This window comes from Lysobacter sp. TAF61 (assembly GCF_052113485.1).
In the GTDB taxonomy this organism is placed as follows: domain Bacteria; phylum Pseudomonadota; class Gammaproteobacteria; order Xanthomonadales; family Xanthomonadaceae; genus Lysobacter_J.
Genome location: NZ_JBFRDH010000001.1, coordinates 533,392 through 546,045 on the forward strand (window position 1 = coordinate 533,392; position 12,654 = coordinate 546,045).

A 12,654-nucleotide genomic window follows, 5' to 3' on the forward strand; every position below is an offset into this window, starting at 1 on the left:
TCATGCTCCCACTTTGCGGTACTTGCCCGGTTCGCTTTCGTTGGGCACGAACCAGGCCGGGCGTCCGTCCGGTTCGCGACCGAGCCGCGCGCCTGGCACCGGCGGACGGTTCGGATCCATCACCACCGGCGGCGGCCCGAGGCGGCCCGGCAGCAGCTGCGCTTCCACCAGTTCCAGCACCGACTCCTTGTAGGCCTTCAGCATCGCCTGGACATCGGCTTCGCTGTGCGCGGTGGTCAGGAAGCAAGGGAAGTTGTCGACGATGTGGACCCCGCGGCTGCGCAGCATCGCAAACAGCAGTTCCTGCATCGGGTGGTCTTCGAGGAACTGCGTGCGCCACAGCGAGGCGAAGCGCTTGATGCTGATCGGCGCGCCGACCTCCTCCAGGAATGCATTGAGCTCATCGACATACGCGGTCGTGCGCGCAGTGAGCTGCTCCTGCAATGCCGGCCCGACTTCCTTCATGTGCTCCAGCACTGCCTTGGCCGCAGCCAGCGCCAGCGGGTGGCGGACGAACGTGCCGGCGAAGTACGTGACGCCGACGGTGGGCACCGAATCGTCGCCGTACTGCCAGTGGCCGCCGTCGAGGGCGTCCATGAACTCGCGCCTGCCGGCGACCACGCCGAGCGGGTAGCCGCCACCGATGACCTTGCCGTAGGTCGCAAGGTCCGCCTTGATGCCGAACAGCGCCTGCGCGCCAGCCGGATGGCTGCGGAATCCGGTGATGACTTCGTCGAAGATCAACGCGGCACCGGCGTCTTCGGTGATCTTGCGGACCTCGCGCAGGAACTCCACCGGCTGGAAATCCGGACGACGGCTCTGCACCGGCTCCACCAGCACCGCGGCCAGTTCGTGGGCACGGCTGCGGATGATCTCCAGCGATTCGGGCGTGCCGTAGTCGAGCACCAGCACGTTCTCGGCGGTGTTGGCCAGGATGCCGGGCGCGGCCGGCACCGCGCGCAGCTTCTTGGTGCCGCGCACGATCACTTCGTCGTTGATGCCGTGATACGAGCCGTTGAAGGTGACGATGGTGCTGCGGCCGGTGATGGTGCGGGCGATGCGGATCGCGCCGAGCACGGCTTCCGAACCGGTGTTGCACAGCGCGGCGCGGTCGTGGCCGGTGAAATCGCAGATCAGCCTGGCCACCTCGCCCGACAGCGGATGCTGCGGGCCGATCTCGTAGCCCAGGTCCAGCTGCTGGCGGATCGCATCGAGCACGAAGTCCGGCTGCCAGCCGAACATGCTCATGCCGAAGCCGTTGGTGGCGTCGATGTACTCGTTGCCGTCGATGTCGAACAGGTGCGAACCCTTGGAACGCCCGATCACGATCTGGTAGATGATCTCCTTCAGCGCCGGCCGGAACCCGTTGACCACGCGCGGATCGGCCATGTGGGCACGGTGCTGCTGGGTGTATGCCTTCGACTTCGGGCTGCGCGCCAGGTAGCGCGCGATGAACTCGGCCAGGCGCTTGCGCTGGTGATCGTTGAAATCCTGGCGCGCGTTGTGGATGCGGGCGATCGCGCCAAACGCCTTCTGCACGTCGTACTTGGTGTGGGCGAGCGCGGCCGCTTCGGGGTCGGCAGTCGCGTCGGTGGCGGCAGACGGTGCGGCCGGGGCGGCGGACATTGGAGCAGCGGCGACTGGAGCGGCAGCGACTGCGGCGGCAGCCGGGGCCACCGCAACCGTTGCAGGCGCGGCAACGGCGACCGGCACCCCCGTCAGCAACGCCAGCTGTTGCTGCATCAGCTGCATCTGCTGCGCGATCAGGGTACGGGCAAAGTCGCCCTGGGCTGCGCCAAGCAATGCCTGCGCCGGCATCGCCATGACCTGCGGCGCTGCCACTGCCACGGCGGCCTGCGCCACCGCTGCGCTCGCAACCGGCGCCGGCGCGGCGACAGGCGCCGGCGGCGCCTCCGGCGGCAGACGCTCGTCGAGCATCTTCGACAACCGCTCCAGGCTCGAGAACTCGCCCATCAGCTGGCGGAAGGTGACGCTGACCGCGAAGGTCCGCTGCAACTGCGTCGCCACCTGGGTCAGCATCAGGCTGTCCAGGCCGAGCTCCATGAAGTTGGCTTCACTGTCGGCATCGGACAGATCGAAACCGACCACGTCCTCGAAGACATCGCGCAGCCGGCCGATCAGCGCCGGCCGACGATCGGCGGCTACGGCGCTCTGGGCAGGCGAGCCGACGTCCTGGGTGGTGGGGGACGCGACGAGGTGCGGCATGGGAATCTCCAGATCCGTGGTGATGTTCAGTGCAGGGTGCGGAACGACATTGGCGATCGCCGATGGCGCTTCCACCCAGAAACGTTGCCGCTCGAAGGGATAGGTCGGCAGCAGCACGCGGCGGCGCTGCTGGCGGCGGTCGAACGTGGCCGGGTCGATGGCGGCGCCGCGGCACCAGAGCTGCCCGGCGGCGTTGCGGATGCACGCCTCCTCGGCGTCCGGCGAATCGGTGAGCGTGGAGACTGCGACGGCCGGTTGGCGCTGCACGCCCGGGTGTTGCCGCGCCAGGGTGGCCAGCGTGGTCCGCGGGCCGACTTCCAGCAGCACGCGCGGGCGCTCATCGACCAGTCGCTCGAGCGCGGCGGCGAAACGGACCGGCTCGCGCAGGTGCTGTGCCCAGTACTCGGCGGACATGGCCGTCTCGTCATCGAGCCACTGCGCGCTTGCCGTCGACATCAGCGGCACGGCCGGTGCACTGCGCACCACCGCCGCCACTTCCGCGCGGAACGGCGCGACCACGTCGTCCATCATCGAGGAGTGGAAGGCGTGCGAGGTATGCAGCACCCGGCACGCCACGCCGTCGGACTCCAGTTGCCCCTGGAACCGCGCGATCGCGTCGTCCGGACCGGACACGACACAGGCACCGGGCGCGTTCTCGGCCGCCAGCGAAAGATCATCCGGCAGTCGCGGCAGCAGTGCGTCCAGCGCCAGGCGAACCGACATCATGGTGCCGGTCGGCTGCGCCTGCATCAGCGCGCCGCGGCGGGCGACCAGGCGCAGTGCATCGGCAAGCGTGAACACCCCGGCCAGCGCGGCGGCGACGAACTCGCCGACGCTGTGGCCGATCATCGCCGCCGGCATCACGCCGTGGCTCATCCACATCCGCGCCAGCGCGTACTCGATGGCGAAGGTGGCTGGTTGCATCGTGGCCGTCGGCTGCAGGTCCTCGGCACTGCCGGCGAAGACGCGTTCGCGCAGATCGAAGCCGAGTTCGGCGCGCAGCAGGTCGGCACACTCGTCGAAGGCGGCGCGGAACGCCGGCTCGCTGGCGTACAGGCCACGGCCCATGCCGGCGTACTGCGAGCCCTGCCCCGGGAACATGAAGACGACCTCGCTCGAACGCGCCGGCCGGCTGCGTGTCGCCGCGGCGGTCAGCTCGTTCGTGCGCAGTGCATCCACGGCGGCGGCGACGTCGTCAGCCACCACGCACACACGGTGTGCGAAGGCCTTGCGGCCCACCGCCAGGGTCCAGGCGACGTCGGCCAGGTTGGCCTGCGGTTGCGCCGCCAGATGGTCTGCCAGGCGCTCGGCCGAACGCGCCAGCGCCGCCGGGGTCCGCGCCGACAGCACCAGCAACTGTGGGCCCTGCCCCCGCTCGGATTCGTCGCGCGCGGGCGCTTCTTCGATCACGACATGGGCGTTGGTTCCGCCCACGCCGAACGAGCTCACGCCGGCGCGCCGCGGCGCATTGCCCGCGGGCCAGTCGCTGAGGCGGTCGTTGACGATGAAAGGAGTCGTGGCGAAATCGATCGATGCATTGGCCTGCTGGTAGTGCAGCGACGCCGGGATGCGCTGCTCCCACAGCGACAGCGCCGTCTTGATCACGCCCGCACCGCCAGCAGCGATGACCAGGTGGCCGACGTTGCTCTTGACCGAGCCGATCCGGCAGAAGCCAGTGTCGGCGGTGCTGCGACGGAACGCGCGCGTCAGCCCCTCGACCTCGATCGGATCGCCCAGCGGCGTGCCGGTACCGTGCGCCTCGACATAGCCGATGCTGCGCGGGTCGACGCCCGCGTCGGCGTGCGCCATCGCGATCACCGCAGCCTGCCCTTCGCTGCTGGGCGCGGTGAAGCTGGCCTTGTGGCCACCGTCGTTGTTGACGGCGGCGCCGCGGATCACGGCATAGACCGGGTCGCCATCGGCGAGCGCGTCGTCCAGGCGCTTGAGCAGCACCACCGTCGCGCCATCGCTGAACACCGTGCCGGTGGCCTCGCGGTCGAAGGTGCGGGTGTGGCCATCGCGCGAGAGCATCGCGCCTTCGATGTGGCGGTAGCCGCTGCGCGGCGGACACGTCGCCGACGCCGCGCCCGCCAGGGCCATGTCGCAATGCCCGGCGCGCAGACTGTCCACGGCCTGGCAGATCGCCACCAGCGAGGTCGAACACGCGGTATGCGTGCTCACCGCCGGCCCGGTCAGGTTGAGCTTGTGGGCGACGTGGGTGGCGATGTAGTCCTTCTCGTTGTTGACCATGACCTGGAAGTCGCCGAGCTTGGCGATCAGGTCGGGACGATGCGCGAGATGGCGCTGGAAGTAGGTGCCGTTGTTCATGCCGGCGAACACGCCGACCGGTCCGGGCGTGGCATCGGGCGCGTAGCCGGCGCGTTCCAGGCATTCCCAGCTCAGCTCCAGGAAGATGCGCTGCTGCGGATCCATCAGCTCGGCTTCGCGCGGACTGATGCCGAAGAAGGCGGCGTCGAAGTTCTCCAGGCCTTCAATGACGCCACGCGCGGCGACGTAGCCCGGATCGCTGCGCTCGCTGGCGGTGACGGCCGGATCGAGCTCGTCGGGCTTGAAGTAGGTGATGCTGTCGCGGCCTTCGCACAGATTCCGCCAGAACGCCTCGACGTCGCCGGCACCGGGGAAGCGGCCGGCCATGGCGACGATGGCAATGGCTTCGTTGCGGGCGGCGCCCTCGCGCGGCGCGCGGCCGAAGCGCGACGCCGGGATGGTCGTCTGCGCCCCGCCCTGCAGGAGCGATGCCAGTGCCGACGGTGTCGGGTGACGGAAGAAATCCAGCGCCGACAGCGGCGTGTTCGATGCGCCCTCGCCTGCCGTCGCCTCGCGCTCGCGGCGGACGCGCTCGAGCAGCCGCATCGCCAGCAGCGAGTTGCCGCCCAGGTCGAAGAAGTTGTCGTTGCGGCCGACCTGCTCGATGCCCAGCACCGACGCGTACGCCGCGCAGATCATCTGCTCGATCGCACCCTGCGCCGGTTCGAATGCCACGGCCAGTTCCGGCCGTTCCGAACCCGGCTCGGGCAGCGCGCGCCGATCGAGCTTGCCGTTGGGTGTCACCGGCAGCGCCGGCAGGCGGACGAAATGCGCCGGGATCATGTGTTCGGGCAGCTGCAGGCCCAGGTGTGCGCGCAGCGCTTCCACGCCGATCGCCGCATCGACCGGCTGGGTCACGTAGTAGGCCACCAGGCGCAGGTCGCCATCGCCATCGGGGCGCGCCAGCACGACGCCGGCACTGACCTGCGGATGCTCCATCAGCCGCGCCTCGATCTCGCCCAGCTCGATGCGGAAACCACGAATCTTGACCTGGAAATCGTTGCGGCCCTGGTACTCGATGTTGCCGTCCGGCAGCCACCGGCCAAGGTCGCCGGTGCGGTACATGCGCGCCTGCCGATCGCCTGCGAACGGGTCGACCACGAAGCGCTCGGCCGTGAGCTCGTCGCGATTGAGGTAACCGCGACCGACCTGCACGCCGCCAATGTAGAGCTCGCCGGTCACGCCCTGCGGCACCGGTTGCAGGCACGGGTCGAGCACGTACATGCGGGTGTTGGCGATCGGCTTGCCGATCGGCACGCTCAACGTCGCCTTGCCCGGTGCGCTGGTCCATGCGGTGACATCGACTGCAGCTTCGGTCGGGCCATAGAGGTTGTGCAGTTCGACGCCCGGCAGGCGCTGGTGGAAGCGCTCCGCCAGAGCGACCGGCAACGCCTCGCCGCTGCACATGACGCGCTTGAGCACGCCCGCGCAGGAGGGTGCGGCATCGTCCTCGAGGAACGCATGCAGCATCGACGGTACGAAGTGCAGCGTGGTCACGCCATGCTCGCAGATCACCGATGCCAGATAGGCCGGATCCTTGTGGCCGTCAGGGCGCGCCATCACCAGGCGCGCGCCGGTCAGCAGCGGCCAGAAGAATTCCCACACCGACACGTCGAAGCTGAAGGGCGTCTTCTGCAGGACCGTGTCGTGCGCACCGAGCCCGTAGGCGTCCTGCATCCACAGCAGGCGATTGACGATGCCGCGATGCTCGTTCATCGCTCCCTTCGGCAGGCCAGTCGAACCGGAGGTGTAGATCATGTACGCCAGGTGCCGCGCGGTCAGTCCGAGCGCCTGCGCCGCGACATCGGTATCGGCTTCACCGGCCCAGGCCGGCTGTTCGACGGTGAGGTCCAGCACCGGGCAGCGCACTTCCAGCGTCTGCAGCAGCGGCAGCAGCGTCGCCTGCGTCAGCAGCACCTTCGGCGCGCTGTCGCCAAGCATGTGGACGAGACGATCGTGCGGGTAAGCCGGATCCAGCGGCACATAGGCGCCACCGGCCTTGAGGATGGCGAGCAAGCCGACCACCATCGCCCAGCCGCGTTCGATGCAGATGCCGACGCGGTCGTCCGGGCCCACGCCCTGCGCGCGCAGGTGGCACGCCAGGCGATTGGCTTCGCGGTTGAGCTGGGCAAAGGTCAGCGTACGGTCCTTCGCGATCACCGCAGGGGCATCGGGGCTGCGCGCGACCTGCGCTTCGATCAGCGCATGCAGGCTGCAGTCAAGCGGGTAATCGACGTACGTGTCGTTGCAACCGTCGAGCAGGTCGGCGCGCTCGTCGGCATCGATCATGGCCAGGCGACCGGTTGCAACTTCCGGTGTTGCGGTCGCGGCGATCAGCAGGTTGCGTGTGTAGCCAAGGTAACGCTGCAGCGTGGCTTCGTCGTACAGCGCGGCATCGCCTTCCAGCGCGATCTCCAGGATGCCGCCGTTGTCGCGCATGCGAAGGCCCAGCTCGACACCTGCCATCGCGCCGTCGCCGCTGGCGAAGCCAATCTGCCAGCCGGCCGTGGTCTCACCCTGGTCGCGCGCCTTGGCTGCGAGCGACAGCTGCTCTGCGGTGGCGGCCAGCAGGTCCGCGGTCGATGCAGCCGGGTCGAGTTCGAAGCGAACCGGCAGTGCCGCGGCATCGACCGAGAATGCGGCCGCGACCGCCAGCCCGGTCTGGTTCGACAACCGGTACAGCGCGACCGCCCAGCCGGCCAGCATGGCGACCGCCAGCGATTGCCCGTGGTCGTCGGCCAGCAGCTGCAGCGCGGTGCGTAGAGTCGCCGGCAGGAGCTGCTGCGCGTGCACACGCGTGTCAGTGGGGTCGCGTCCGCGGGGGCGATCGGCCGGGACTTCGATCAATGCCGGCAACAGCAGCGACAGGTCGGCTTGCGCGGTGCTGCCACACGTATCCCGCGCTTCGTCCAGCGTGCCCGCACCCGTGTTACGCATGTTCTATCCCCCGATATCCACTGAGGGATAACGTGCTCGCGCCGCAATGGCGGTCAGCACTGAAGTCATTGCAAGGGAATGGACCGGAATATTTGCCGCGAATGTCGCGAGGCAGGACGCATGCACACTGCCGCTTGTCTGTTCCAACGCAGTACAGGCGGCAAAGCGGCCTTCCATGCCCCAGCTTGTGCGCACGGCTCCGGTACGCGCTACGATGCGCCGAATCAGGGGGGGCCATGAGTCAGGACTTCTCGCTTCTGTACTTCCAGCTCGGGCTGGAGCCAGGCTGCAGCCTCGAGGACCTCAAGCGTGCCTACCGGGTGCGCGTGGCCGAACTGCACCCTGACCGCCACGGCGAAGGCAGTGCAACGAGCGAAGACCACGACGCCCTGACCGAGCTGACGGCGCTCTACTCCAAGGCGATCCGCTTCCACCGCATCCACGGCCGCCTGCCGGGCGCCGCGCCCAAGGCCAGTGGCCTGCACACGGTGCACCCTGCACACGCGGCCCAGGCGCACCCGGCACAGACGCATTCATCGCAGACGCATTCATCGCAGACACAGGCGCCTGGCCGCAGCAACCACGAAACAGCCGCTTCCGCGGCGCGCGTCACCACCCCTGCCAGCCGCATCGCAAGCGGTCGCCTTTCGCCCAACCGGACCACGCCGACGCTGGCGATCGTGACCATCCTGGTGCTGATCGTGGTGATGGTCGCGCTGCACTGGTCGGAGACCCGGTTCGAACAGAAGGTCGAAAACGGCCTGCACGCGCAGGAATCCGAACCGGCCTACGACCCGCAGCAACCCAGGCTGGAACTGGGCATGGAAGAAGGCGCGGTCTTCGCGCTCGAGGGAGCGCCGGTGCTGGTCCAGGACGACATCTGGAACTACGGCTCGTCCTGGGTGCGCTTCGAGGACGGCCATCTCGTCGACTGGAGCAGCGCCCCACCCAACCGGCTCCAGGCAGCCACGCCACGCCCGGTGCAGGAAGAAGAGCAACCCGACGAGGCCCAGTAGGGTTCCCCGCCGGCAGCCGCCTGCGAGCCGGCGGCCGCCTCCTGCCTTCGCTCGACCTCAGCGCGCTCCGCGCTGGAACAGCACCACTTCGACCGTCTGCAGCAGGATGATCAGGTCGAAGGCGAGGCCATGGTTCTTGACGTAGAACAGGTCGAACTTGAGCTTCTCTTCGGCATCGCGCACCGATGCGCCGTACGGGTAGCGCAACTGCGCCCACCCGGTCAGGCCCGGCTTCACGCAGTGGCGCACGGCGTAGTAGCGGATCTCGCGGCTGAGCATGTCGACGAACTGCGGCCGCTCCGGCCGGGGCCCGACGATGCTCATCTCGCCGCGCAGGATGTTGAACAACTGCGGCAGTTCGTCGAGCCGGGTCAGGCGGATGAAACGCCCCACCCGCGTGGTGCGATCGTCGCCGGTCTGCGCCCAGCGGGCGACGCCGTCAACTTCGGCATCGACGCGCATGCTGCGGAACTTGATCAGCTCGAACGGTCGCCCGCCCTCGCCGATCCGGGTCTGCTGGTACAGGATCGGACCGCTCGACTCCAGGCGGATGCACAGCGCCACCAGCGCCATGAACGGCCACGTCACGATCAACAGCATGGCGGCAGCCAGCACGTCGAAGAAGCGTTTGTTCATGCACCGCGACGTCGAATGATCGAAGCCGCCGGAGAACACCAGCCACGACGGGTCGACCAGGTTGGTGGTGACGATGCCGGCCTCGCGCTCGAAGAACGTCGACAGGTCGGTCATGGCCACGCCGCGCTGCACGCAGGCCAGCATGTCCTCCATCGGCAGGCCGCCGCGACGCTCGTCCGGCGCCACTACGACTTCGCTGATCTGCAACCGGTGCGTCAGCTCGGCCAGTCCGCCGTCGGCCGACACATGCAGGCCCGCCGGCACCGCCATCTCCTGTCCCGCGATCGGCACGAATCCGACCAGGGTGAAGGCGCGACGGTCGCTGTTGCGGCGCATGCGGCTGTTGATGAGGTCGGCGTTGTGGCCGGCGCCGAGCACCAGCACCCGCCGCCGGAACAGGTCGCCGGCGAACACCTGCAGGATGCCAAGGCGCAGCAGCGCCATTCCGGCCATGGCCAGGATCAGCGCAATCACGATCACGCCGCGTCCGATGTAGGCCGCCGGCACCAGGTAGTACAGCACCATCAGGCCAATGCCGCCGATCGCGAACGACACCAGCAACCGCAGCGCGAACTCGAACCGGTTCAGGCGCACGTGCACTTCGTACAGGCCCAGCGCGGCCATCGAGGTGGTCACGAACAGGGCCACCATGAATGCCCTGATGGCGAGGTTCTCGGAAAAGATCTGGTGACCTTCCGGGTCGTTCATGAAACGCAGCCATGCTGCGCCCGCGACCGCCGCCATCACCAGCAACAGTTCCAGCACCCAGATGAGCGTGAGCGCTCGATTCTTGCGACTAGACTTTGCGAATACCATGGAACCGCACTCCCGCGGGGGGCATGCAATACCCGTTCGATGCGGGCTGCATGCAGTTGACGCACACGCTGCGTGGGGGCTCCCTTGCTCAGTGATGGCGCGGGAACCGTTGCATTGCGTCGAGGGGTGGGCGGGTCTCGTCACGATGGCGCTCGCCATCGACCCGGCCGTCGTTGCCTATCCCCCCAACGACGAACTCACGACACGTACAACGCCGGCTCGGCGACCACCCGGCCACCCAGCGGACGCAACCAGACGCCCTCGATCACCGCATCCACCGGAGCGGCCACGGCCGCGGTCCAGCGCGCACCGATCTCGAGCATCGACAGGCGCACCGGTCCACCGGAACGGTCGGCAGCCGGATGCGTCAACGGCACGACCGCACCGTCGGCGGCGACGAAACTGGTCATTTCCCGCTCCAGGCCGATGCCTTCGGCTTTGAGCAGCGCTTCCTTGCGCACCCACAACGCGAGCAGTTCGCGGCCATAGGCCGGCTCGCGCATGCCGGCAAGCTGGCGGGCTTCGACCTCATGGCAGACGCTGGTGGACACCTGCGGCAATTCGCTGGCGCGCTGCGAAGGTTCGATGTCGATGCCGACCGGCCCCATGGCGCAGACCGCAAAAGCGGCAACGCCCTCGGCATGGCTGAGGCTGGTGTGCAGCGACAGGCCTGGCAGGCACGGGCAGCCGCGTTCGTCGCGCGCCAGCGGCACCTGCGCCGGTGCGATGCCGAGCACGCCGGCCAGCACCACGCGATGCAAGGCGTAGGCAATGGTCAGCGCTTCGCGGTCGGAAGCGTGGCGACGGTGCAGCACCCGCGACCGTTCGGCCGGGTCCAGCAGCGCCCATGCCTCGTCGTGCCAGGACTGCCACGTTTCCAGCTCGGCCAGCGCCACCACGCAGGAACGCGCGCGCGAAGGACGCAGGTCCGGCGCCTCGGGCATGGCCCCGCCGATGGCCACCGGTACCCCCAGCGGGCGCACTGGCGCAATGAGTGTCATCGATTCCCCCTGCCCCGGCCTGGCGCCAGCTGCCTCGTGGATCACGACTACCCTCAACGCAGCAGGGGTCGCGACGAGGCCACGACAGCCGCGAACCGACACCGACCGGCACCGACCGGCACCGCCGCGATCGATGGCGTCCTGTTCTGGCGCCCCGACGCGTTCTCTGCAGCGAGGCCGGATGTCGCCACCGTGGCGTCGCCTCCTACCGGGGCCAACATGCGCGCACGCCAGAGCTGCCATCCGTCCACGCCCACGCGCGGCGCGCGTCGCCGCCAGCGCGGCTGAGCGCCATGGACACCACCGATTTCGAAGGCCGGCACGTCCACGCCGGCACTCGCGAAGGACGCGGCGCGGACGGCAGCACCGTCGCGCACGGCGCCACCGCGAGTTTCGCGCCGCCGTCGCTGCAGACCGTCAGGGTCGGCGTGGTCGGGCTGGGTTACGTCGGCCTGCCGCTGGCGGTCGCGTTCGCGAAGTACTTCGACACTGTCGGCTTCGACATCAATGCCGCCCGCGTCGACGAGCTGCGGCAGGGGCGCGACAACACCCTGGAGGTCGACCAGGCCGAACTGGCCGCGGCGCGCCGCCTGCGTTGCAGCAGCGACCTGGCTGACCTGCGCGCGTGCAACGTCTACATCGTCACCGTGCCCACGCCGATCGATGCCGCCAAGCGTCCCAACCTTGGCCCGCTCGCCCGTGCCAGCGAAAGCCTGGGCAAGGTGCTCAAGCGCGGCGACGTGGTCGTGTACGAATCCACCGTCTACCCCGGATGCACCGAGGAAGTGTGCGTGCCGATCCTGGAACGCTCGTCGGGCCTGGTGTTCAACCGCGACTTCTTCGTTGGCTACAGCCCGGAGCGGATCAACCCCGGCGACAAGGACCACCGCCTCACGTCGATCCTCAAGATCACCTCCGGCTCGACACCGGAGGCCGCCGACTTCGTCGATCGCCTCTACGGTTCGATCATCGAGGCCGGTACGCACAAGGCCAGTTCGCTCAAGGTCGCCGAGGCGGCCAAGGTCATCGAGAACACCCAGCGCGATCTCAACATCGCCCTGATCAACGACCTGGCGATCCTGTTCAACAAGCTTGGCATCGACACCCTGGAAGTCCTGCAGGCGGCCGGCACCAAGTGGAACTTCCTGCCGTTCCGGCCGGGCCTGGTCGGCGGCCACTGCATCGGCGTGGATCCCTACTACCTCACCCACAAGGCGCAGGAGATCGGCCACCACCCGGACGTGATCCTGGCAGGCCGCCGCACCAACGACGGCATGGGCTCCTACATCGCCAGCGAAGTCGTGCGCCTGATGGTGCGCAAGGGCATCAACCCGGTGCAAGCGCGGATCCTGATCCTCGGCCTGGCCTTCAAGGAAAACTGCCCGGACCTGCGCAACACGCGCGTGGTCGACATCCTGCATGCGCTGCACGGCTACAACGCCGACGTCGATGTCCATGACCCGTGGGTGGATGCCGGCGAAGCCAGCGCCGAGTACGGCATCACCCCGATCGCCGAACCCGCAGCGGGCCAGTACGACGCGGTGATCGTGGCCGTGGCCCACCACCAGTTCGCCGCACTCGGCGCGCAGGGCGTGAAGGCCCTGGGCAAGCCGGTGTCGGTGATCTACGACGTCAAGTACGTGCTGCCCCGCGACGCGGTCGACGGCAGGCTGTGATGCCCGCGCGCGGCAATC

Annotated in this window: 5 protein-coding genes; 2 read left to right on the forward strand and 3 right to left on the reverse strand. The window is 68.7% G+C overall.

Translation table 11 applies throughout. The features are described from left to right. On the reverse strand, nt 1-7,491 hold the full coding sequence (locus AB4Y64_RS02395) for an amino acid adenylation domain-containing protein (RefSeq protein WP_441814845.1): 7,491 nt from the start codon (nt 7,489-7,491) through the stop codon (nt 1-3). A 236-nt stretch (nt 7,492-7,727) separates the two neighbouring features. Between AB4Y64_RS02395 and AB4Y64_RS02400 the strand changes: the two genes are divergently transcribed. After that, on the forward strand, nt 7,728-8,507 hold the full coding sequence (locus tag AB4Y64_RS02400; RefSeq protein WP_441814846.1) for a hypothetical protein: 780 nt from the start codon (nt 7,728-7,730) through the stop codon (nt 8,505-8,507). Nucleotides 8,508-8,564: 57 nt separating this feature from the next. Here the strand turns inward: AB4Y64_RS02400 and AB4Y64_RS02405 are convergent, their stop codons facing one another. After that, complete coding sequence (locus AB4Y64_RS02405; protein WP_441814847.1) at nt 8,565-9,959, reverse strand: TIGR03013 family XrtA/PEP-CTERM system glycosyltransferase; 1,395 nt, start codon at nt 9,957-9,959, stop codon at nt 8,565-8,567. Nucleotides 9,960-10,156: 197 nt separating this feature from the next. Beyond that, entirely contained in the window at nt 10,157-10,960 is an 804-nt protein-coding gene (locus AB4Y64_RS02410) for a 4'-phosphopantetheinyl transferase family protein (protein WP_441814848.1), read from the reverse strand. A gap of 407 nt (nt 10,961-11,367) precedes the next feature. Between AB4Y64_RS02410 and tviB the strand changes: the two genes are divergently transcribed. Next, complete coding sequence (gene tviB, locus AB4Y64_RS02415; RefSeq protein WP_441815214.1) at nt 11,368-12,636, forward strand: Vi polysaccharide biosynthesis UDP-N-acetylglucosamine C-6 dehydrogenase TviB; 1,269 nt, start codon at nt 11,368-11,370, stop codon at nt 12,634-12,636. The last annotated feature ends 18 nt before the right edge of the window (nt 12,637-12,654 follow it).

Bases quoted from the DNA above. Each gene is read 5' to 3' on its own strand.
- AB4Y64_RS02395 (WP_441814845.1), bottom strand. From the start codon at position 7,491: ATGCGTAACACGGGTGCGGGCACGCTGGACGAAGCGCGGGATACGTGT.
- AB4Y64_RS02405 (WP_441814847.1), bottom strand. From the start codon at position 9,959: ATGGTATTCGCAAAGTCTAGTCGCAAGAATCGAGCGCTCACGCTCATC.
- AB4Y64_RS02400 (WP_441814846.1), top strand. From the start codon at position 7,728: ATGAGTCAGGACTTCTCGCTTCTGTACTTCCAGCTCGGGCTGGAGCCA.
- AB4Y64_RS02410 (WP_441814848.1), bottom strand. From the start codon at position 10,960: ATGACACTCATTGCGCCAGTGCGCCCGCTGGGGGTACCGGTGGCCATC.